General features: G+C 71.6%; 16 protein-coding genes. 8 read left to right on the forward strand and 8 right to left on the reverse strand.

What is annotated here, in order from left to right; translation table 11 throughout:
• Positions 1 to 84: 84 nt before the first annotated feature.
• From ACWCQM_RS19565 to ACWCQM_RS19575, 3 genes are all read right to left on the reverse strand, one after another.
• Positions 85 to 1,290 carry a branched-chain amino acid ABC transporter substrate-binding protein gene (locus tag ACWCQM_RS19565; RefSeq protein ID WP_450916481.1) on the reverse strand — a complete coding sequence of 402 codons (1,206 nt, stop codon included), beginning with the start codon at positions 1,288 to 1,290 and terminating at the stop codon, positions 85 to 87.
• 608 nt (positions 1,291 to 1,898) lie between these two features.
• Entirely contained in the window at positions 1,899 to 2,369 is a 471-nt protein-coding gene (locus ACWCQM_RS19570; RefSeq protein WP_450916431.1) for a PaaI family thioesterase, read from the reverse strand.
• Between the two features lie 88 nt (positions 2,370 to 2,457).
• Positions 2,458 to 4,728, reverse strand: a complete 2,271-nt coding sequence (locus tag ACWCQM_RS19575) for an FdhF/YdeP family oxidoreductase (RefSeq protein WP_450916432.1) — start codon at positions 4,726 to 4,728, stop codon at positions 2,458 to 2,460.
• A 230-nt stretch (positions 4,729 to 4,958) separates the two neighbouring features.
• Between ACWCQM_RS19575 and polA the strand changes: the two genes are divergently transcribed.
• The gene (gene polA, locus ACWCQM_RS19580) at positions 4,959 to 7,670 is read left to right on the forward strand and encodes a DNA polymerase I (protein WP_450916433.1); all 2,712 of its coding nucleotides are present in this window, start codon (positions 4,959 to 4,961) and stop codon (positions 7,668 to 7,670) included.
• 122 nt (positions 7,671 to 7,792) lie between these two features.
• Here the strand turns inward: polA and ACWCQM_RS19585 are convergent, their stop codons facing one another.
• Positions 7,793 to 8,668, reverse strand: coding sequence for a DUF4184 family protein (locus tag ACWCQM_RS19585; RefSeq protein ID WP_450916434.1), 876 nt, complete (start codon positions 8,666 to 8,668; stop codon positions 7,793 to 7,795).
• Between the two features lie 184 nt (positions 8,669 to 8,852).
• Between ACWCQM_RS19585 and ACWCQM_RS19590 the strand changes: the two genes are divergently transcribed.
• Positions 8,853 to 10,541, forward strand: coding sequence for a lytic transglycosylase domain-containing protein (locus tag ACWCQM_RS19590; RefSeq protein ID WP_450916435.1), 1,689 nt, complete (start codon positions 8,853 to 8,855; stop codon positions 10,539 to 10,541).
• A gap of 142 nt (positions 10,542 to 10,683) precedes the next feature.
• On the opposite strand, the gene hrpB is transcribed toward ACWCQM_RS19590, so the two are convergent.
• Positions 10,684 to 13,248 carry an ATP-dependent helicase HrpB gene (hrpB, locus tag ACWCQM_RS19595; RefSeq protein ID WP_450916436.1) on the reverse strand — a complete coding sequence of 855 codons (2,565 nt, stop codon included), beginning with the start codon at positions 13,246 to 13,248 and terminating at the stop codon, positions 10,684 to 10,686.
• Positions 13,249 to 13,294: 46 nt separating this feature from the next.
• The gene (locus ACWCQM_RS19600; protein ID WP_450916437.1) at positions 13,295 to 14,119 is read right to left on the reverse strand and encodes a class I SAM-dependent methyltransferase; all 825 of its coding nucleotides are present in this window, start codon (positions 14,117 to 14,119) and stop codon (positions 13,295 to 13,297) included.
• A gap of 397 nt (positions 14,120 to 14,516) precedes the next feature.
• Between ACWCQM_RS19600 and rpsA the strand changes: the two genes are divergently transcribed.
• Positions 14,517 to 16,028: a 30S ribosomal protein S1 gene (gene rpsA / locus ACWCQM_RS19605; RefSeq protein ID WP_014156844.1), complete on the forward strand. Its 1,512-nt coding sequence runs from the start codon at positions 14,517 to 14,519 to the stop codon at positions 16,026 to 16,028.
• A gap of 97 nt (positions 16,029 to 16,125) precedes the next feature.
• Here the strand turns inward: rpsA and ACWCQM_RS19610 are convergent, their stop codons facing one another.
• The gene (locus ACWCQM_RS19610; RefSeq protein WP_450916438.1) at positions 16,126 to 17,085 is read right to left on the reverse strand and encodes a right-handed parallel beta-helix repeat-containing protein; all 960 of its coding nucleotides are present in this window, start codon (positions 17,083 to 17,085) and stop codon (positions 16,126 to 16,128) included.
• Between the two features lie 390 nt (positions 17,086 to 17,475).
• On the opposite strand from ACWCQM_RS19610, the gene ACWCQM_RS19615 reads away from it, so the two are divergent.
• The 4 genes from ACWCQM_RS19615 to ACWCQM_RS19630 all read left to right on the forward strand — a co-directional run bounded on the left by ACWCQM_RS19615 (position 17,476) and on the right by ACWCQM_RS19630 (position 21,102).
• Entirely contained in the window at positions 17,476 to 18,999 is a 1,524-nt protein-coding gene (locus ACWCQM_RS19615; RefSeq protein ID WP_450916482.1) for a flavin monoamine oxidase family protein, read from the forward strand.
• 82 nt (positions 19,000 to 19,081) lie between these two features.
• On the forward strand, positions 19,082 to 20,020 hold the full coding sequence (locus tag ACWCQM_RS19620; protein WP_073747785.1) for a PAC2 family protein: 939 nt from the start codon (positions 19,082 to 19,084) through the stop codon (positions 20,018 to 20,020).
• Positions 20,021 to 20,058: 38 nt separating this feature from the next.
• Positions 20,059 to 20,661, forward strand: a complete 603-nt coding sequence (gene coaE / locus ACWCQM_RS19625; protein WP_450916439.1) for a dephospho-CoA kinase — start codon at positions 20,059 to 20,061, stop codon at positions 20,659 to 20,661.
• Between the two features lie 72 nt (positions 20,662 to 20,733).
• Entirely contained in the window at positions 20,734 to 21,102 is a 369-nt protein-coding gene (locus ACWCQM_RS19630; protein ID WP_073747787.1) for a tetratricopeptide repeat protein, read from the forward strand.
• Between the two features lie 131 nt (positions 21,103 to 21,233).
• On the opposite strand, the gene ACWCQM_RS19635 is transcribed toward ACWCQM_RS19630, so the two are convergent.
• Positions 21,234 to 21,692 (reverse strand): DUF6343 family protein, encoded by a 459-nt coding sequence (locus tag ACWCQM_RS19635; RefSeq protein ID WP_450916440.1) that lies wholly within the window; start codon positions 21,690 to 21,692, stop codon positions 21,234 to 21,236.
• Between ACWCQM_RS19635 and ACWCQM_RS19640 the strand changes: the two genes are divergently transcribed.
• On the forward strand, positions 21,647 to 22,798 hold the full coding sequence (locus tag ACWCQM_RS19640; protein WP_450916441.1) for an ADP-ribosylglycohydrolase family protein: 1,152 nt from the start codon (positions 21,647 to 21,649) through the stop codon (positions 22,796 to 22,798). The two genes, ACWCQM_RS19635 and ACWCQM_RS19640, sit on opposite strands and share 46 nt — an antisense overlap.
• Positions 22,799 to 22,817 lie beyond the last annotated feature (19 nt).

The following is a 22,817-nucleotide window of genomic DNA, read 5'->3' on the forward strand; positions in this document are numbered from 1 at the left end:
GTTCGGATATGGCGCCGCGCGGGAGCGCTGGTAGCGCTCCCGCGCGGTCAGGGGTAATGCTGTGGTGCCGGGAGGACGACCGGGTTACGGCTTGACGGCCTCGGACTTCTTGTCCTTCCAGGCGCCGCTCTCGACCTGGTAGGCGGTCATCATCGTGTTGGTGGTGTCGCCGTACTCGTCGAAGGAGACGTCTCCGGTCACGCCGGTGAACTTGACCTCGGCCATGGCCTCGAGGACCTGCTCACGGCTGGGGACCTTGTTGTCGTTCTTCTCGTGGGCGATCTTCACGGCCTGGATGATGGACCAGGTGGCGTCGTAGGTGCCGCCGCCGTACGCCTCGAACGCCTCCTTGTAGCCGGCGGTCTTGTAGTCGGCGATGAACTTCTTGGCGGTGTCGAGCTTCTCGGTCGGCGCGCCGACGGAGGTGGCGAGGTCGCCCTCGGCCTTCTTGTTCAGCTTGATGAAGTCGGCGCTGTAGATGCCGTCGCCGCCCATGAGCGGGATGTTGGCGCCGGCGTCCTTGATCTGCTGGCTCAGCGGACCGGCGGCGGGGTACTCGCCGCCGTAGTAGACGGCCTTGGCGCCCGACTTCTTGACCTTGGTGGCGACCGCGTTGAAGTCGCGCTCCTCGGGGTTCACGTGGTCGGTGCCCACGATCTTGCCGCCGAGCTTGGTGAAGGTCTCCTTGAAGGAGGCGGCGAGGCCGGCGCCGTAGGTCTTCTGGTCGTCGATCAGGTAGATGTCCTTGACCTTCGCCGTTTCGAAGAGGTAGGTCGCGGCGAAGGCGCCCTGGATGGCGTCGGTGGTGGCGGTGCGGAAGTACGTCGCGAACGGACGGGCCTTCGTGCCGCTCTTCCAGTCGTCGCCCTGGGTCAGCTCGGTACCGGTGTTGGCCGGGGAGACCTGGACCAGCTTGGCGTCGTTGAAGGGCTTCTGCATCGACTGCGAGACGCTGGAGTTCAGGGGGCCGACGACGCCGAGAACTTCCTTGTCGTTGATGAACGACTGGGCGTTGGCCTGGCCGACGGAGGGCTGGGCCTGGTCGTCCTTCGCCACGAGCTTGAAGGTGACGCCGTCGACGGTCTTTTCCTTGTTGGCGGTCTTCACGGCAAGGTCGGCGGAGTTCTTGATGCCGAGTCCGAGCGCGGAGAGGTCGCCGGTCAAGGGAGCGTCGACACCGATCACGACGGTGGTGTTCCCGCCGTCGCTGCTGCCCTTGTCATCGTCGCGCGAACCGCAGGCGGTGAGGGTGAGGGCTCCGGTGGTCAACACCGAGGTGAGAATGATCAAGGAGCGGTTACGCACGAAAGGTCCTTTCCCTGGCGCGGCCTCCTCTGCTGAGGTGCCGTGACGTTCGCCGGGCCGTACTGGTCGATTCATGGCCGTGCAGCAGACGCGCCCGGCGGCGCGGTGACTGGCCGTGACTCTAAGGGCAGGTGAGGGGGTCCGGGACGGGTCCGGTGATGATGTGACTGTCTTGTTATGCCGTGGGGAAGGCTTGTTGGTCGCAGTGTGGAGGTGTACGGCTTTTGCCCGGACGGTGAAGTGACCGCATGGTGAGAACCCGCAGCTCTGCTAAGGGGCTTGGGGTGATCTTGGTGCTGTCGCCCGAATCGGGGCGCAAGGGGCGCGGTGGCGGTCGGCGGGGTGTGCCGGGGCGAGGGGCGCCACCTTTTTCGTGTATTGCACACATGTTACGGAGTGTTACATCCGTGGAATGTGTTTGATCCGGCGCGAGGATGGTCTGGCTGTTGAAGTGGGTCATGGAACGGGTGCGCCGGTCAAGGGTGTTGACCGTGCGTGTTCGTCAACACGCCTGAAATATTCCGGATATGGGTCTGCCCGGTCCGGAATGCGGTGCGATTCCGGCCGGGCAGAGGGAGGTTGGGCGTGCGGTGTCAGTCCGCGTCGGGGCGGGGCGCGTCGCGGAGCAGGCAGGTGAGGCGTGCGGTGCAGACCCGCTTGTCCGCCTCGTCGGTGACGACGATCTCGTACGTGGCGGTGGAGCGGCCGCGGTGGACGGGGGTGGCGGTGCCCGTGACGACGCCGCTGCGGACGCCGCGGTGGTGGGTGCAGTTGAGGTCGACGCCGACGGCGATCTTGGTGGCGCCGCCGTGGAGCATGGATCCGACGGAGCCGAGGGTCTCGGCGAGGACGGCGGAGGCGCCGCCGTGGAGCAGTCCGTAGGGCTGGGTGTTGCCCTCGACGGGCATGGTGCCCACGACGCGGTCGGCGGAGGCCTCGATGATCCTGACACCCATGCGCTCGCCGAGGTGTCCGGCGGAGAAGAGTGCCGGGAGGTCGACGCCGAGCGCTGCGTACTCGTCGATGATCTCCTGGGGGAACGTGGGTGCGGTGTGCTCGCCCATGGGGTCCGGCTCCGATCGTGTGCGGTCGTCCGTTGCTGTGTGCACTGTTCTTATCAGACGGCTGAGCGTGCGCTTAGCGCGCGGGAGCTCAGGCCGTCTCGAAGCGGACGACGACCGACTTGCTGGCCGGGGTGTTGCTGGTGTCGGCGGTGGCGTCGAGCGGGACGAGGACGTTGGTCTCCGGGTAGTACGCGGCCGCGCACCCCCGGGCGGTGGGGTAGTGGACGACGCGGAAGCCGGGGGCGCGGCGTTCGACACCGTCCTTCCACTCGCTGACGAGGTCGGTGTAGGAGCCGTCGTCGAGGCCGAGGGCGAGGGCGTCCTCGGGGTTGACCATGACGATGCGGCGGCCGCCCCTGATGCCGCGGTAACGGTCGTCGAGGCCGTAGATCGTGGTGTTGTACTGGTCGTGGGAGCGCAGCGTCTGCAGGAGCAGCCGGCCTTCGGGGAGCTCGGGGTATTCGACGGGTGCGGCGGTGAAGTTGGCCTTGCCCGTGGCGGTGGGGAAGCGGCGTTCGTCGCGGGGGCCGTGGGGGAGGGTGAAGCCGCCGGGCCGCGCGACGCGGGCGTTGAAGTCCTCGAAGCCGGGCACGACGCGGGAGATGCGGTCGCGGATGGTCCCGTAGTCCTTCTCGAACTCCTCCCAGGGTGTGGTGGAGGCGGGGCCGAGGACGGCGCGGGCCAGGCGGGCGACGATCGCGGGCTCGGAGAGCAGATGAGGGCTCGCGGGGGTGAGGTTGCCGCGTGAGGAGTGGACCATGCCCATGGAGTCCTCGACGGTGACGAACTGCTTCTGTCCGGCCTGGACGTCCTTGTCGGCGCGTCCGAGGGTGGGCAGGATCAGGGCGCGGGTGCCGGTGACGGCGTGCGAGCGGTTGAGCTTGGTGGAGACGTGGACGGTCAGGCGGGCGCGGCGCATCGCGGCCTCGGTGACGGCGGTGTCGGGGGTGGCGCCGACGAAGTTGCCGCCCATGGCGAAGAAGACCTTGGCGTCGCCGTCGCGCAGCGCCTCGATGGACCGTACGACGTCGTAGCCGTGGTGCCGGGGCGAGGTGATGCCGAATTCCTGGTCGAGGGCGTCGAGGAAGGCGGCGGAGGGGCGTTCGAAGATGCCCATGGTGCGGTCGCCCTGGACGTTGGAGTGGCCGCGCACGGGGCAGACGCCCGCGCCGGGGCGGCCGATGTTGCCGCGCAGCAGCAGGAGGTTGACGACCTCGCGGATGGTCGGTACGGAGTGCTTGTGCTGGGTGAGGCCCATGGCCCAGCAGACGATGGTGCGCTCGGACGCGAGGATCATGGCGAGCGCCTCTTCGATGGCGGCGCGGTCGAGGCCGGTCGCGGTGAGGGTCTCGTCCCAGGCGGCCGCGCGTGCCTCGCGGGCGAACTCCTCGTAGCCATGGGTGTGTTCGGCGATGAAGCCGGTGTCCACGGCCCCGTCGGCCTCGATGATCATCTTGTTCAGGAGGCGGAAGAGCGCCTGGTCGCCGCCGATGCGGATCTGGAGGAAGAGATCGGTGAGGGCCGCGCCCTTGAGCATGCCGCGGGCGGTCTGCGGGTTCTTGAACCGTTCGAGCCCGGCCTCGGGCAGCGGGTTCACCGAGATGATCTTCGCTCCGGCGGACTTGGCCTGTTCGAGGGCCGAGAGCATCCGGGGGTGGTTGGTGCCGGGGTTCTGCCCGGCGACGATGATCAGGTCGGCCTGGTGGAGGTCTTCGAGGCTGACGCTGCCCTTGCCGATCCCGATGGTCTCGGTGAGCGCCGAGCCGGATGACTCGTGGCACATGTTGGAGCAGTCGGGCAGGTTGTTGGTGCCGAACTCCCGCGCGAAGAGCTGGAGGAGGAACGCGGCCTCGTTGCTGGTGCGCCCGGAGGTGTAGAAGAGCGCCTCGTCGGGGGAGGCGAGGGCGGTCAGCTCCTCGGCGATGATCCCGAAGGCGCGCTCCCAGGTCACGGCCTCGTACCGATCGGCGCCCTCGGGCAGATACACAGGTTGCGTGATGCGTCCCTGCTGGCCGAGCCAGTAGCCGCTGCGGCCGGCCAGGTCGGCGACGGGGTGGGCGGCGAAGAAGTCGGGGGTGACACGGCGCAGGGTCGCCTCCTCGGCGACGGCCTTGGCGCCGTTCTCGCAGAATTCCGCCGTGTGCCGCTTGTCGCCCTCGGGCCACGCGCAGCCGGGGCAGTCGAACCCGTCCTTCTGGTTGACCTTGAGGAGGGTCTGCGCGGTGCGCCGCACGCCCATCTGCTGCTGGGCGATGCGCAGGGTGTGTGCGACGGCGGGCAGTCCGGCGGCGGCGTGCTGGGCCGCGTCGATCCGCGGCGCGTCCTGGACCGGGTCACCGGTCGGGGGCTTGGTGGCCATGGTGCTCCCCTTCGAGCCTTCGGCGCCTTCGCGCGTACGGGGTCGCGTCCGTGCGTGCCGTGGCGTCCTGTCGCGTTCTTACGCCTTCACTGTCTTTCGATCCTGTCATGCACGCGCGCCGGAGCGCTCCGCGGGAAGCGGGGAGGCCCCAGGGGCGGCGCCGGGGGCGTGGTAGGGGGCCGTGGGGCGGGCGGTCCGGATTGTCAGTGGTCCGTGGCAGGATCGGGGGCGTGGCTGAGACGGCATCGAAGAAGACGGCAGACAACCGACCGCGCCTGCTCCTCATGGACGGGCACTCCCTGGCGTACCGGGCGTTCTTCGCCCTGCCCGCGGAGAATTTCACGACGGCGACGGGGCAGCCGACGAACGCCGTGTACGGCTTCATGTCGATGCTGGCGAACACGCTGCGCGACGAGGCGCCCACGCACTTCGCGGTGGCCTTCGACGTGTCCCGCAAGACGTGGCGGGCGCAGGAGTTCCCGGAGTACAAGGCGAACCGCTCCAAGACCCCCGACGAGTTCAAGGGGCAGGTGGAGCTGATCGGCGAGCTGCTGGACGCGATGCACGCCGACCGGTTCGCGGTGGACGGCTTCGAGGCGGACGACGTCATCGCGACGCTGGCCACGCAGGCCGAGGCGGCGGGCTTCGAGGTGCTGATCGTCACGGGTGACAGGGATTCGTTCCAGCTGATCACGGACAACGTGACGGTGCTCTACCCGACCAAGGGCGTTTCGGAGCTGACGCGCTTCACCCCGGAGAAGGTCCAGGAGAAGTACGGCCTCACCCCGGCCCAGTATCCGGACTTCGCGGCGCTGCGCGGTGACCCCTCGGACAACCTTCCGGGTATCCCCGGTGTGGGTGAGAAGACGGCGGCGAAGTGGATCAACCAGTTCGGTTCGTTCGCGGAGCTCGTCGAGCGGGCCGAAGAGGTGAAGGGCAAGGCCGGTCAGAACTTCCGTGACCACCTGGACGCGGTGAAGATGAACCGCGTGCTGACCGAGATGGTCCGTGACGTCGAGCTGCCGAAGGCACCGGCCGAGCTGGAGCGCGCTGCCTACGACCGCTCGGCGGTCACCGGTGTGCTGGACATCCTGGAGATCCGCAACCCGAGCCTGCGCGAGCGGCTGCTCGCCGTCGACCCGGGTGCGGAGGAGGCCGGTCCGCCGGAGCCCGCGGCCGGTGTCGAGCTGGACGGCGCGGTGCTGGGACAGGGCGAGGTCGCCCCGTGGCTGGAGGCGCACGGCGGGCAGCCGCTCGGCGTGATGAGCGTCGACACCTGGTCGCTGGGCACCGGCTCGGTCACCGAGATCGCGCTCGCCGCCGCCGACGGGTCCGCGGCCTGGCTCGACCCGGCCGAGCTCGACGAGGCCGACGAGCGGGCGTTCGCCGCCTGGCTCGCGGACCCCGCGCGTCCCAAGGTCCTGCACAACGCCAAGAACGCCCTGCGGGTCTTCCCCGAGCAGGGCTGGCGGCTCGACGGCATCGCCATGGACACCGCGCTCGCCGCCTATCTCGTCAAGCCTGGCCGCCGCTCCTTCGCGCTGGACGCGCTGGCCGTCGAGTACCTCGGCCGGGAGCTGGCCCCGGCCGCCGCGTCCGACGGGCAGCTGGCCTTCGGCGCCGACGACCGCGCGGAGGCCGACGCGCTGATGGCGCAGGCCCGCGCGGTGCTGGACCTCGGGGACGCGTTCACGGCGCGTCTGAAGGAGGTCGGGGCGACCGGGCTTCTGTACGACATGGAGCTGCCCACCTCGATCATGCTGGCCCGCCTGGAGCGGCACGGCATCGCCGCCGACCGCGCCCATCTGGAGGGCATGGAGCAGCAGTTCGCGGGCGCGGTGCAGCAGGCGGTGAAGGAGGCGCACGCCGCGGTGGGCCGTGAGTTCAACCTCGGCTCGCCCAAGCAGCTCCAGGAGGTCCTCTTCGGCGAGCTGGCCCTGCCCAAGACGAAGAAGACGAAGACGGGATACACGACCGACGCCGACGCGCTGGCGTGGCTGGCGGCGCAGACCGAGCACGAGCTGCCGGTCATCATGCTGCGCCACCGCGAGCAGGCGAAGCTGCGGGTCACGGTCGAGGGGCTGATCAAGACGATCGGCGCGGACGGCCGTATCCACACCACGTTCAACCAGACGGTCGCGGCGACGGGCCGGCTCTCCTCGACCGACCCGAATCTCCAGAACATCCCCGTCCGCACGGACGAGGGGCGGGCGATCCGCCGGGGCTTCGTCGTCGGCGAGGGCTTCGAGACGCTGATGACGGCCGACTACAGCCAGATCGAGCTGCGCGTGATGGCCCACCTCTCCGAGGACGCCGGTCTGATCGAGGCGTTCACCTCCGGCGAGGACCTGCACACGACGGTCGCCTCGCAGGTGTTCGGCGTCGAGAAGTCGGCGGTCGACGCCGAGATGCGCCGCAAGATCAAGGCCATGTCCTACGGCCTCGCCTACGGGCTGTCCGCGTTCGGCCTCTCCCAGCAGCTGAACATCGAAGCCGGCGAGGCGCGTGGGCTGATGGACACCTACTTCCTGCGGTTCGGCGGGGTGCGCGACTATCTGCACCGGGTCGTGGAGGAAGCCAGGTCCACCGGGTACACCGAGACGATCCTCGGCCGCCGCCGCTATCTCCCCGACCTCAACAGCGACAACCGCCAGCGGCGCGAGGCCGCCGAGCGGATGGCGCTCAACGCCCCGATCCAGGGGACGGCCGCCGACATCGTGAAGGTCGCGATGCTCAAGGTGGACCGTGCGCTGACGGCGGCGGAGCTGACATCACGGATGCTGCTCCAGGTCCACGACGAAATCGTCCTGGAGATCGCGAAGGGCGAGCGGGAGCAGGTCGAGGAGATCCTGCGCCGCGAGATGTCCACGGCGGTCGAGCTCCGTGCGCCGCTGGACGTGTCGGTGGGCGTCGGCAAGGACTGGGAGACGGCCGCGCACTGAGCGACGCGCCAGGAGCTGTCGCCGGGACCGTCGCGCTGCCGGCGGTCCCGGCCGCGACGGTGACCGGCCGTGGGGGACCGCGGCTGGTCACAACCCCTGCGGGAGCCACACCCCGTGACGCCTCAGGCCGTGTCCCGCCCGGCCGGCCGGGGCCGTGCGGTGTCCGCACCCGGGTCCTCCGGCGGCCGGGGGCCGGACGGCTTCCGCAGGAGGCGCATCCAGGCCCCGTACAGCACCAGCCCGGCCGCCAGGCCCGCCCCGGCCCCGAAGCACGCGGTCGGGATGATGTCGAGCGGTGTGTCGATGTGCCCGAACCAGGCGTACCAGCGGGCGCACCGGTGGACGACGCCCAGCAGGACGCACACCGCGAGGAACGCACCCGCCCAGCGGCGCTCCCGGCGGCCCAGCACCGGCACGGACTCCGGCGCCGGCACCGCGCCGGTCCGACGCAGCCCGGTGTACGTGAACCACGCCAGGACCGCCAGCGCCACGGCCGAACTGCCGTACTGGACGAACTGGAACACCGGGAAGCCGCCGACGGACCGGTTGAGCACGGGGAGCAGCTCCGTGCCCCACCGGTCGTGATGGGTGAACGCGTCCCACACGACGTGGGTGCCCGAACCGATCACGGCCGACAGGACGAACCACCCCGCCTCGGCCGGGTCCAGGCCACCGGGCTCCCGGCGCCGCCCCCGTACGAAGGTGTGGACACGACCCTGCGCCGCCCGGGGCAGCAGGGCGACCAGCGGTTCGCGCAGCATCAGCCAGAGTGCCAGCACCGCGCCGGTGATGAGGACATCGACGGTGAACACTCCCCACACGGCGTGTGTCACCTCGCCGAACTCCATCGCCCCGGGCACCACGGTGTCCGCGTAATAGGTGATATCGGGTGCGAACGACCCGGCGACGAGCGCGGATGCGAGCAGAGGGCCGCGGCCCTCGCCGGACCTGCGGATCCCCGGCAGCACGGCGGCGGCATGGCTGAGCGTGAACGGCATGGCGGCAAGTATGCGTGAGTTCGCATCACCCGCCCGGGTGCACGGGTGACTTGACGGACGCGAAGCTGAAGAATCGGTAAGAACCGGTCGGGGGCCGGTGTCCGGGCGGCGGGAGTTGCCGTAGGGTCGCCTGAGTCCTCGCGCTGGGGAGCGCGAGCGCCGTCGACGGGGAGGGTCAGATCGTATGGCAGCGCAATTCGGCCGCAGGCTGCGCAGGGGAGCCACCACCACGGCGGTGGCCGCCGCTGCCGTAGCGGCCCTCTCCGCCTCGCAGGCCCCCGCCGCACCGCACCCCGACACCGCCACCGGGGACCAGACCTCGGCCGGTGCCACACCGTCGGGGGAGGGCGCCGCCACCGGCAACTCGCCCTACTACACCGACCTGCCGCCGCTCAACACGCCCAACAAGCCCGGCACGGACGTGAATCTGCCGGTGGCCGGCAGCGCCGAATCGGGCATACCCGCCTCGATCCTGGCCGCGTACAAGAAGGCGGAGCAGGAAGTCGCGGGCACCGACGCCGCGTGCCGTCTGCCGTGGCAGCTGCTCGCCGCCATCGGCAAGGTCGAGTCGGGCCAGGCCCGCGGCGGCAAGGTCGACGCGAACGGCACCACGTACTCCCCGATCCTCGGCCCGGCTCTCAACGGCCAGGGCTTCGCGCTGATCAAGGACACCGACGGCGGGGCCTTCGACGGCGACGCGACCCACGACCGCGCGGTCGGCCCGATGCAGTTCATCCCGTCCACCTGGGCCACCTGGGGCCAGGACGGCAACGGCGACGGACGCAAGGACCCCAACAACATCTACGACGCGGCGCTGGCCGCCGGACGCTACCTCTGCGCGGGCACCCGCGACCTGTCCCTGGCCACGGACCTCGACCGGGCGGTGCTGAGCTACAACCACTCCACGGAGTACCTCCGCACGGTCCGCTCCTGGTTCGAGTTCTACAAGCGCGGCACCCACGAGGTCCCGGACGGCACGGGTGTACTCCCGGTGGACACGAGCACGGGTACGGACACCAGCTCCACCTCTCCCTCCCCCTCTCCCTCGCCCAGCACCTCCGGCGGTGCGACGCCGAGCCCCGGCCCGACGCCGCCCAAGCCCGGCGGGAGCACCAAGCCGCCCGTCGATCCCTCGCCGTCGACGCCGCCCACGACGAAGCCGCCGACCCCCACGCCCACCCCGTCCCAGACGCTCGGCAGCCTGGAGAACGCGGGCACCGGTATCCTCGCCGCCACCGCGGGCGACGCGTTCTCCGAGCGGGTCACGGTGCGGGCGAGGAACACCCTGGGTGCCGCGCTCGCCAAGGCGTCGGTCACGTTCTCGATCGTGGGCGACACCGACACCCGCTTCGCCGGCGGGAAGACCATCGTCACGCTGCCCACCGCAGCCGACGGCACCGTCACCGCGCCGGTCCTGACCGCGGGCGAGAAGGCGGGCAGCTTCAAGGTGACGGCCGTCGCCGGCACCGTCGTGCAGCGCAGCCTCAGCTTCGGCGCGAAGGTCACCGCCCGCGTGGCCGACACCGTCACCCGCACCGACGACAAGGCGCTCACGGCCGCCCCCGGCGCCGAGTTCGCCGACAGCCCCGAGATCCGTACGTCCTACAAGGGCACGGGTGTCGCGAGTACCGCCGTCACCGCGACGATGATCACCGACGCGGAGACGCCCGCCGAGAACGACAAGGGACCGTACTTCAAGGACGGGAACGGCGATCCCGTCCGCACCCTGGACCTGGAGACCGGCCCCGACGGGCTCCTGACGCTCCCGGCGATCTTCGCCGACACCACCGAGGGCACCTTCAAGCTGCGGCTCACCACCGCGAGCGGCGCCACGCTGACGATCGAGCTGAAGGTCGAGGCCCCCGCGGCCTGACCCGCGCGGGACCAGGGGTGCCCGGCGGGCGCCCGGCACCCCTGGTCCCGGCCCGGGCTCCCGTCGCGGTGGTCCGGGCGGGCCCGGAGCGGTCCGAAGGAAGGTTCCTGGCCCCGGCGGCCCGGGCCCGGACGGACAACCTCTAGCCCCGGCGGTCCTGGTCCCGGCGCAGCCGCGCCGAGGTGAAGCGGGTGGCTTCCGTCGTCGTCGGGTCCTCGGGCCACGGGTGCTTCGGGTACCGGCCGCGCAGTTCAGCCCGTACGCCCTTGTAGCCGTCCTGCCAGAACGAGGCCAGGTCCGCCGTCACCGCGGCCGGGCGCCCGGCGGGGGACAGGAGATGGACCAGGACCGGCACCCCGGCCACCCTGGGCGTCTCGCGCAGCCCGAAGAGCTCCTGGAGCTTCACCGCCAGCACGGGCTGCTCACCGCCGTACTCCACCCGGATCCTGGAGCCGCTCGGCACCTCGATCCGCTCCGGGGCCAGCTCGTCCAGCCTGGCGGCCTCGCCCGTCGCCCACGGCAGCAGCCGCCGCACCGCCTGACCCGCGTCGATCCGCGCCAGGTCCGAGCGGCGCCGCGCCCGCGACAGCTCCGGCTCCAGCCACTCATCGGCGCGCGCGGTCAGCGCGCCGTCCGACACATCGGGCCACGGCGCCCCCACCACCCGGTGCAGGAACGCGAGCCGCAGCCGCAGCTGCTCGCTGTCCCGGTTCCACCGCAGCAGCCCCAGGCCCTCGCGGCGCAGCCCCTCCAGCAGCGCCCCGCGCACCAGCTCCGGGGCGGGCGCGCGCAGCGCGCGCACCGACAGCTCGACGGCGCCCAGGCGCTCCACGGAGCGGGCCACCACATCGCCGTCCGCCCAGTGGACCTCCTCTCCTGAGAACGCCAGGTGCCCGGCGGCCAGCCGCGCCGTGCCCTCGTCGACGACGGCCGCCAGCCGCACCCTGGCCGACGCCGCGTGGGCGGGCCGGTCGGCGACCGCGACGGCCAGCCACGGAGCGCTGCGCAGCCGCGAGCCGTCCCGCAGCTCCGCGCCCGTACCCGACAGCATCAGGAACGCCCCCTCGCCGCGGGCCCGCCCCACCCGCTCGGGGAAGGCGAGCGCAGCCACCAGGCCCACAGCCGCGTCGTCCGGCCCTCCGGAGGACGCGGCGGCGCCTGTGGAGCCCTGCCCGGCCCCGCTCTCCGCGCCCTTCGAAGAGCCCGAGCCCAGGGACCCCGAGAGCCGCCGCACCTCCTGCCTCCAGCGCGCCGCGTAGGCGTCACCGCCCCGTCGCGCCGTGCGCAGGGCGTGCGCCAGGTCGTCGCCGTACTCCCGGGGCGGCTCCTCGCTCAGCAGCGCCACCACCTCCGCGGCCCGGCGCCCGCCCACCTCGTCCGCGCCGTCCAGGAGGGCGCGGGCCAGCCGGGGATGCAGGCCCAGGCGGGACATCCGCACGCCCCGGCCCGTCGCCCGCCCCGCGCCGTCCACCGCTCCGACCGCGCCCAGCACCTCCTGGGCCGCGCCCATGGCCCCGGCCGGCGGCGGGTCCAGCAGCGCGAGACCCGAGGCGCCGGGATCGCCCCAGCAGGCCGCCTGCAGCGCGAACGCCGCCAGATCGGCCACCTTGATCTCGGGGGAGGGGAAGGCGGCCAGCCGCCCGTCCTCCGCCTGCTCCCAGCAGCGGTACACCGCGCCCGGCGCCTCGCGCCCCGCGCGGCCCGCACGCTGGCGGCCGGCCGACCGCGACGCGCGCACGGTCGTCAGCGCGCTCAGCCCCCGGGCATGGTCCGTACGCGGCTCCCTGGCGAGGCCCGAGTCCACGACGACCCGCACGCCGGGCACCGTCAGGGAGGACTCGGCCACGGACGTCGCCAGCACCACCCGGCGGCCCTCCGAGGACCCGGCGAGCACCGCGTCCTGCACCGCCGCCGGGGCCCGCCCGTGTACCTGGAGCACCTCGGCGTCCACCCCCGCGAGGTGTCCCGCCACCCGGCCGATCTCGCCGACGCCGGGCAGGAAGCACAGCACGTCGCCGTCCCGCTCCGCGAGCGCCCGGCGCACCACCGCCGCCACATGACCCAGCAGGGCCGGATCGACCCTCATCCCGTGCGGAGGCCGCACCGGACCGGCCGGCGGGGCCCACACCACCTCCACCGGGTGGGCCACGCCCTGCGCCTCGACGACCGGAGCCCCGCCGAGCAGCCGGGCCCAGCCCTCGGCGTCCGTCGTCGCCGACGCCGCGACCAGCCGCAGCTCGGGCCTGATCGTCGCCCGTACGTCGAGGAGGAACGCGGCGGCGGTGTCGGCGTCCAGATGGCGCTCGTGGCACTCGTCGATGATCACCACGTCGACCCCGGCCAGCTCCTGGTCGCGCTGGAGCCGCTGGAGCAGCACCCCGGTGGTCACGACCTCCACCACCGTGTCCGGCCCCACCGACCGCTCCCCGCGCACGGTGAAGCCGACCCGGCCGCCGGTCCGCTCGCCGAGCAGCCACGCCATCCGCCGCGCGGCGGCGCGAGCCGCGATCCGCCGGGGCTCGGCGACGAGGACCCGGCGCACCGGGCCCCGGCCGGTCAGCCCGGCGAGCACCAGCGGCACGAGCGTCGTCTTGCCGGTCCCGGGCGGGGCGCAGAGCACGGCGGCCCCCCGCTCCTCCAGCGCCCGCTCCAGGGCGGGCACAGCGGTGCGTACGGGCAACTGGTCCAGCGCGTCGGTACGGATCACGCCCCCAGTCTCGTACGCCCCCGGTCCCGGCAGGACGGCCGGTGCCTCAGGAGGCCGCGCCGTCCCGCTCGCAGACGAAGATCGCCGTCCCGGGGATCAGGTGCCCCCGCAGCGGGGACCAGCCGCCCCACTCCTGGTCGTTCCAGTCGGGCCACTCCGGCTCCACCAGGTCGACCAGCCTGAAGCCGCCCGCCACCACGTCCCGCACCCGGTCGCCCAGCGTCCTGTGGTGCTCCACGTACACCGCGTCACCGTGCTCGTCCTGCTCCACGTACGGCACGCGGTCGAAGTAGGAGGCGGCGACGGAGAGGCCCTCGGGCCCCGGCTCGTCGGGGAACGCCCAGCGGATCGGGTGCGTCACCGAGAAGACCCAGCGGCCGCCCGGCCGCAGCACCCGGCGCACCTCGCGGAACACCTGGACGGGGTCGGCGACGAAGGGCACCGCGCCGTAGGCGGAACAGGCCAGGTCGAAGGCGCCGTCCCGGAAGGGGAGCCGCCCCGCGTCCGCCTCCACCAGCGGGACACCGCCGCCGATGCGCAGCGCGTGCTGGAGCTGGCGGTGCGAGAGGTCCAGGGCCACCGGGCGGGCGCCCTGGGCGGCGAGCCAGCGGGAGCACTGCGCGGCTCCCGCGCCGATCTCCAGGACGTCCAGGCCCTTCAGCCCGGCCGCGGGCCCCAGCAGCGAGGCCTCGGCCTCGTCGAGCCCCTCCGGGCCCCAGACGAAGCGGTCGTCCCCGAGGAAGGCCCCGTGGTCGCTCTGGTACTCGTCGGCGTTCCGGTCCCACCAGCCGCGGCTCGCCCGGCTGCTCTCCGCCTCGCCGGCGTTCCGCCGGGTCGCTTCGGGTTCGGACCCGTAGATCTCTTGGCTCATCGTGCCCGTCGTTGTAGTTTGCCTTCACCCGCCTCGCGCGGGTGCCTCCACGGGCCGTACGGGTGAGTACGCTCGTGTGCGCGGACCACACCACTGCGACCGATGTGGCCTCGGTGAACGTGAGTTGTGCCGGGAATGGGGTGGTGTGCCCCGGGTGTGCGCCTTCGCGCATTGACCCTGTCCGGCTGCCCCCGTATGCTACAAGTTGCGCTGCGAGCCTGCGCGCTTCAGACCTAGCAGGCCGCGCTCGCGTCTGTTGCATGTCCCCTCGGTTGTCGAGGTGCCTATCCGGTACAGGTTGGGTGCCCTCCAGGCTGTCCGGCTTCTGCAGAGGCGATACGGGCTTTCGGCGTAGCAGTACCTACGACTCACTGTCCGTACCGGAGCCCTTTCCCACATGACGAGCAGCACCGAGACCACCGCCACCACTCCGCAGGTTGCGGTCAACGACATCGGCGACGCGGACGCGTTCCTCGCGGCGATCGACGAGACGATCAAGTACTTCAACGACGGCGACATCGTTGACGGTGTCATCGTCAAGGTTGACCGGGACGAGGTTCTCCTCGACATCGGTTACAAGACCGAAGGCGTCATCCCGAGCCGCGAGCTCTCGATCAAGCACGACGTCGACCCGAACGAGGTCGTCAAGGTCGGCGACGAGATCGAGGCCCTGGTTCTCCAGAAGGAGGACAAGGAAGGCCGCCTGATCCTCTCGAAGAAGCGCGCTCAGTACGAGCGTGCCTGGGGCACCATCGAGAAGATCAAGGAAGAAGACGGCATCGTCACCGGTACCGTCATCGAGGTCGTCAAGGGTGGTCTCATCCTCGACATCGGCCTCCGCGGCTTCCTCCCGGCGTCGCTCGTCGAGATGCGTCGTGTCCGCGACCTCCAGCCCTACGTGGGCAAGGAGCTCGAGGCCAAGATCATCGAGCTGGACAAGAACCGCAACAACGTGGTCCTGTCCCGCCGTGCCTGGCTCGAGCAGACCCAGTCCGAGGTCCGCCAGACGTTCCTCACGACCCTCCAGAAGGGTCAGGTCCGCTCCGGCGTCGTCTCCTCGATCGTCAACTTCGGTGCCTTCGTGGACCTGGGTGGCGTCGACGGTCTCGTGCACGTCTCCGAGCTGTCCTGGAAGCACATCGACCACCCCTCCGAGGTTGTCGAGGTCGGCCAGGAAGTCACCGTCGAGGTCCTCGACGTCGACATGGACCGCGAGCGCGTCTCGCTGTCGCTCAAGGCGACGCAGGAAGACCCGTGGCAGCAGTTCGCCCGTACGCACCAGATCGGGCAGGTCGTTCCCGGTAAGGTCACCAAGCTCGTTCCCTTCGGTGCGTTCGTGCGCGTCGACGAGGGCATCGAGGGTCTGGTCCACATCTCCGAGCTGGCCGAGCGCCACGTGGAGATCCCGGAGCAGGTCGTCCAGGTCAACGACGAGATCTTCGTCAAGGTCATCGACATCGACCTCGAGCGCCGTCGCATCAGCCTCTCGCTGAAGCAGGCCAACGAGGCCTTCGGTGGCGACCCGGCCTCCGTCGAGTTCGACCCGACCCTGTACGGCATGGCCGCGTCCTACGACGACCAGGGCAACTACATCTACCCCGAGGGCTTCGACCCCGAGACCAACGACTGGCTCGAGGGCTTCGAGGCGCAGCGCGAGGTCTGGGAGACCCAGTACGCCGAGGCGCAGCAGCGCTTCGAGCAGCACCAGGCCCAGGTCATCAAGTCCCGCGAGGCCGACGAGGCTGCCGCTGCCGAGGGTGCTGCCGCCCCGGCCGGCGCTGCCCCGGCTGCCTCCGGCGGCAGCGGTGGCGGCTCGTACTCCTCGGAGTCCGCGGACAACTCCGGCGCTCTGGCGTCGGACGAGGCCCTGGCTGCCCTGCGCGAGAAGCTGGCCGGCGGCCAGAGCTGACGCTCCGACCTCAGCCGCTCATCGGCGTAGAGCTGTAGAGCTGTGAATGAGGCCCGTCCCCTCCGGGGGGCGGGCCTCATGCGTACCCGGACGGCGATCAGGGCGTGACGGGGATGTTCGTCAGGCCCCTTCCACCGGTGACCGTGTTGCTCGCGTGCACGGTGGTGGGGCAGTCCGCGCTCCGGTTCGTGACGTTGACGGCGAGCTGCCCGCCGCCGGTGGCGCCGGTGAGGTCCGAGGCGTTCCCCCGGAAGACGGTGCCGCAGCCCCAGCCGCTCTGCTGGGTGTGCGTCTCGTATCCGTTGTTGGTGGTGTGCACGCCCTGGTTGTTCTCGACCAGCACGTCGTTGCCCTTCACGTCGACCCACGAGTCGTCGTAGTTGGCGCCGGTCAGCCCGCCGCCGTCGAAGGTGTTGCCGATGATCTGGGCGCCGGTGGTGCCCTCCTTGATGTCGACGTTCTCGCCGCCGACCCCCGGGCCTATGGTGTTGCCGATGATCTTCGCCCTGTCGCTGCGGTCGGTCAGGTTGCCCGCCGAGCCGACGTAGACGCCCTCACCCATCCCGCGCCCGTCCTGCCCCGTGTCGTGGATCCAGGAGTTCATGAGGGTCCCGTCCCGGCTCGACGCGCGGAAGTGGACGCCCTCCATGTCGAGGTCGTGCACGGTCACCGAGTCGATGACGACCCCGTCCGCCGCGTCGGTCACGATCCCCTTCTGGCCGCCGGTGACCGTGACGCCCCGGACCGTCCAGTGGTCCGCGCCGTTCAGGTGCAGGCCGTAGCCGCCACCCGCCGTCAGGACCGCCCGCGAGGAGCCGGTGAGGGTGATGCGCGCGGCCGGGGAGGCCGGGACGGTCGCCTTGAAGTTCCCGGTGTACGTGCCGTCGGCGAGCCGGATCGTGTCACCGGGAGCGGCGGCGGCCAGCGCGGCCTTGAGCTGCGCCGCCGTTGTGACCTCGATGACCGCCGTCTGCGCCGCTCCGGCCGAGGCGGCGGGCAGGAGGCCCGTGCAGAGTACGGCCGTCAGCAGGGCGGGGATCAGTGTGCGGGTGCGCATGGGGGTGCCTTCCCGTCGGAGGAGTTCCAGGAGTTCTCGTACGTGAACGCAGGTCGAGGCTCTGGAGCTGCCCGTGACGGTAGGGACGGGTGGTGAGCATGTCAAGGTCTGGACCAATGAGCCGGTCCGATGGGCTCCAGGTCGCCGTGATCCGGGCTGACGGGTCGACTGCCGGGGAGCGGAAGAAGAAACATGTGGGATACACGAATAACTGACACCCCGTAACACGCCCTTGTCAGGATCCGGCGCAACGTCAGGATCACTCAGGGGAGCCCGGGAATGACTCACACGTCGAACACCTCACGCGTCTCGCACGCCTCTCCCGTGCCGACGGGCGCCAGCCGCCGGAGCTTTCTGCGCAGCGTCGGCATCACCGGCGGCGCCGGCGCCATGTTCGCCACCATGGGCGCGCTCGGCCTCGCTCCCACCGCGCAGGCGGCGGCCCGCGAACCCGCCTTCCGGGCGCCGAGCGCGAGCGACTTCTCGCTGAAGGGGAGGGCTGCGGCGAAGGTCGTCGTCGTGGGCGGAGGCATCGCCGGTCTCGCCGCCGCGTACGAGCTGGGCAAGGCGGGGTACGACTGTACGGTCCTGGAGGCCAGGGGCCGCACCGGCGGGCGCAACTTCACCGTCCGGGGCGGCGATTCGACCACCGACACCTACGGCAACAAGCAGACCGCCCGCTTCAGTGACGGCCAGTACATGAACGCCGGGCCCGGCCGCATCCCGCAGTGGATGGTCACCCTCGACTACTGCCGTGAACTCGGCGTCCCCGTCGAGGTGTTCACCAACACGAACGCGAACGCCTACCTCTACAACGAGCGGGCGGGCATGAAGGCCCCGGTGCGCTACCGCACCGCGAAGGCCGACGTCTACGGCTATGTCGCCGAGCTCCTGGCCAAGGCCACGGACAAGGGCGCGCTGGACCGGCAGATCACCGCCGACGACCAGGAACGGCTCCTGGAGTTCCTCAAGGACTTCGGAGACATCGGCGACACGCTCGACTACACCGGCAGCCCTCGCCGCGGCTACCGTGTCGACCCGGCCGCCGCCGGGACCCCGGGCGAGGAGCTCGGCTCCGTACCCACCGCGTCCGAGGTCTTCGCCAGTGGTGTCGGGCGCTACTTCTCCTTCGAGTTCGAGTACGACCAGGCCATGCTGATGTTCCAGCCGGTCGGCGGCATGGACCGGATACCCGCCGCCCTCACCCGGGCGATAGGAGAGCGGAGGATACGCACCGGGGCGGTCGTCACCGACATCACCGACACGGCCCACGGCGTCACCGTCACCTACACCCGGTCGGGCCGGACCCAGCGCATCGAGGCGGACTACTGCGTCGCCGCGCTGCCTCCCAACATCCTGGCCAAGACGGCCCACAACCTCGGACCGGCTGTCCAGACCGCCCTGGAGGCCTGCAAGCCCGCCTCGGCGGGCAAGATCGGCCTGGAGTACCGCAGCCGCTGGTGGGAGACCGACCACCGGATCTACGGGGGCATCACCGAGACGGACATGGACCTCTCCCACATCTGGTACCCCTCGTACGGCCACCACGGCCAGCGCGGACTCCTCATCGGGTACTACAACTACGGCTCCCAGGCGGACGCCTACGCCGCACTCGCCCCACGCGACAGGGAGGCGAGGGCCGTCACCCAGGGCGTGAAGATCCACGGTGAGAAGTACCGTACGGAGCTGGCCTCGTCGTTCTCCCACCACTGGCGCCAGACGCCCCATCTGGAGACCGCCTGGCACTCCCTGTCCGGCGGACCCGACGCCGCCGTGTTCGCACCGCTCAACAGCCCCGCCGGACACGTGTACTTCGCCGGTGACCACCTCAGCCACACCGACGCCTGGCAGCACGGAGCCTTCACCTCCGCGCGGAAGGCGGTGACGGCCCTGCACAGCCGTGTCCTCGCGTAACGACATGTGAAACGCGCGGGAGCGGGAATGCCGTGGCCGGGCGGGGTGTTCTTGTCGAGGAACACGAGGAGGAGCGGTAACCGTGCCTGATCCGCAGAGTTTGTACGAATGGGAGCCGAAGGGCCTGGCAGTCGTCGACATGGCGCTCGCCCAGGAGTCGGCCGGCCTGGTCATGCTCTACCACTTCGACGGATACATCGACGCGGGCGAGACGGGCGAGCAGATCGTCGACGGCCTCCTGGAGACGCTGCCGCACCAGATCGTCGCCCGCTTCGACCACGACCGGCTCGTCGACTACCGGGCGCGCCGCCCGCTGCTCACCTTCAGGCGCGACCGGTGGACGGCGTTCGAGGCGCCCACCCTGGACGTCCGCGTCGTGCAGGACGCCACGGGCGCACCCTTCCTGCTGCTGTCCGGCCCCGAGCCCGACGTCGAGTGGGAGCGGTTCGCCGCCGCGGTGGAGCAGATCGTGGAGCGGCTCGGTGTCCGCCTCTCGGTCAACTTCCACGGCATCCCGATGGGCGTCCCGCACACCCGCCCGGTCGGCATCACCCCGCACGGCAACCGCACCGACCTGATGCCCGGACACCGCAGCCCCTTCGACGAGGCGCAGGTGCCCGGTTCCGCCGAGGCGCTCGTGGAGTACCGGCTGATGGAGGCCGGGCACGACGTCCTCGGTGTGGCCACCCATGTGCCGCACTACGTCGCCAGGTCCGCCTACCCGGACGCCGCGCTCACCGCCCTGGAGGCGATCACGGCGGCGACCGGACTGGTCCTGCCGAGCGTCGCGCACACGCTGCGCACCGAGGCGCACCGCACCCAGACCGAGATCGACCGGCAGATCGGCCAGGGGGACGAGGAGCTCGTCTCGCTCGTCGAAGGGCTTGAGCACCAGTACGACGCGGTCGCGGGCTCCGAGACGCGGGGCAACCTCGTCGCGGAACCGGTCGATCTGCCGTCGGCGGACGAGATCGGCCGCGAATTCGAGCGCTTCCTCGCGGAACGCGAGGGCGATTCCTGAGGCCGGGGGCCGCCGGGACATCCCTTAGGCTCGGGCGCATGCTGAAAGTGGGCCTGACCGGCGGGATCGGCGCCGGCAAGAGCGAAGTGTCACGGCTGCTCGCACGCTACGGAGCCGTACTGATCGACGCGGACCGGATCGCACGCGAGGTCGTGGAGCCCGGCACCCCCGGGCTCACCGCCGTCGTCGAGGCCTTCGGGCCCGGCATCCTCAACACCGACGGCTCACTGGACCGCTCGGCGCTCGGCACGATCGTCTTCGCCGATCCTGCACGCCTGGCCACGCTCAACGGCATCGTGCACCCGCTCGTGGGCGCCCGTTCCGCCGAGCTGGAGCGGGCCGCAGGCCCCGGCGCCGTCGTCGTCCACGACGTCCCGCTGCTCACGGAGAACGGCCTCGCCCCCCTCTACGACCTGGTCGTGGTCGTGGACGCGGCCCCCGAAACCCAGCTGGACCGGCTCCTGAGGCTGCGCGGCATGACGGAGTCCGACGCCCGCGCCCGGATGGCGGTCCAGGCCACCCGTGAGGAGCGGCTGGCCGTCGCCGACCTCGTCGTCGACAACGACGGGCCGCTGGAGAACCTGGAACCGCAGGTCCGGAAGCTCTGGTCGGAGCTGACCGCCCGGGCCGCCGCCGGCTGACCCCGCGGCCTGCCGGAATACGGCCACCCGGCCGGATGTTGAAGAGCGGAAGGCGAAGGGAAGGACACGGCCGTGCCCGAGAGGAACCCGGAAACACACGTCATCGATTTCCGTGCCGCGGAGCGACTGCTCGCCGCGCGGGATCCGCGCGGTGCGGTCAAGCTGCTCGACTCGGTGATCGCCGCCCACCCGGAGAACACCGCGGCCCGGCTGCTGCGCGCCCGGGCCTTCTTCGCCGCAGCCCAACTCCGCCCGGCCGAGCTCGAATTCGAGCTGGTCCTGGAGCGCGAGCCGGACAACGCCTTCGCCCACTTCGCCCTCGCCCGCACCTTCCAGCGCGCCGGCCGGCCGGAACAGGCCACCCGCCACTTCCGGCTGGCCGCCGCGCTCGACCCGAACCCCGAATACCTGCGGGCCGCCCGCTTCGACGACCGGCCGTGACGGGCGCGGGCCAGGGATAACCGGTCCGCTTGGACGACCGGCCGTGTGGGGCGCGGGCCGGGGGCAACCGCTCCTGACAGCCGGGGGCAACCGGTCCTGACAGGCGCGGGCCCCTGGCCTTTCGGGCGGGCTCAGTGTCTGTCGTACGGCCCCCAGTCGCTCCGGCGGGGCTCGTGCGGCCGGGCGTTCCGCCGTGGTGCGCCCCCGTCGGGCCCGTCCCTGTCAGGTTCGTACGGCGGGATGTTCCGGCCCGGCTGGTACTGCGGGCCCTGCCGGATGTGGCGCAGGACGAAGCAGAAGTCCGTGACGGCGATCGCCAGCACCACACCGCAGGCCGTCGCCCAGCCCGGGCGCCCAGCCACCACGAAGGCCGTCAGGCCGAACGCGGCCCAGATCATGCCCCATACACTCAGTGAGAGCCGCATCCGCAGGGGGCTGCGTGCGGTGGACGGTTCATTTCCGGTACGCATCACCATCGCCTCTTCTCCAGCATGAACCCGCGGCGCGGCATACGGAAACCGATGAGGACGACGGGGAGCGGACTGTGACGACGACGGGACGGGGTTACGCGACGAGGGGCGCCGCGTCATGGGACGCGGGCACTGCCCGGCGGTCCAGGGTGCGGGGCGCGCTGCTGGGCGGTGCGATCGGGGACGCGCTGGGCAACCCGGTCGAGTTCCTCTCCCTCGACGGCATCCGCCGCGCCCACGGGGAGGCCGGTGTCCGAGGGCTCGTCGCCGACCAGGACGGGGCGGTCGGGCGGATCACGGACGACACCCAGATGACGCTGTTCACGGTCGAAGGGCTGATCAGGGCCCACTCCAGGGCAGCCGCCAAGGGGATCGGCGGAGCCGAGACCGAGATCGTCCGCAACGCCTATCTGCGCTGGCTCGACACCCAGAACCACCCCTCCCCGCCCGCGCCCGACGGGGACGACCCCGTACGCACCGGATGGCTCAGGCACCAGCACTGGCTGTACGCGCGCCGGGCGCCCGGCAACGCCTGTCTCACGGGCCTGGCATCCGGGCAGGCCCCAGCGCCCGACGCCCCGCTCGGACAGCCCGGCCCCGTCAATCCGCACTCCAAGGGCTGCGGCACGGTCATGAGGTCGGCCCCCTTCGGGCTGCTCGGCGAGGACGCGGCGACGGGCTTCGACCTGGCCGCCAGGTGCGCGCTGATCACGCACGGCCACCCCACCGGGGCGTACGCCGCGGGCGCGCTGGCCGCGATCGTCACGTATCTGCTGGAGGGCGACTCACCGGCCGGTGCCGTGCTGCGCGCCATGGAACTGCTGGGCCGCCACCACGGCCACGAGGAGACGACGGCCGCGCTGCGGGCGGCGGTCGACCTCGCGGCCGCGCCCGGCCGGCCGACGGCCGAGCGGGCCGAGTCGCTGGGCGCGGGCTGGGTCGCCGAGGAGGCCCTCGCCATCGCCGCGTACTGCGCGCTGGCGCTCCCGGGGGCCGACGACGTGGCCGAGGCGCTGCTGCTCTCGGTCAACCACTCGGGCGACAGCGACTCCACCGGTTCGGTCTGCGGCAATCTGCTGGGTGCCCACCACGGGGACGTACGGCTGCCCGCCGCATGGCTCGTGGCCACCGAGGGGCGGTCCGTGATCGCCGAACTCGCGGACGACCTCTGCATGGAGTTCGAGCACCCGGTCGCGTGGCCGAAAGGGCGCTACCCGCAGAACTGAGGCGGAACGCCTCACCCCG

Source organism: Streptomyces sp. NPDC002125 (assembly GCF_053593715.1).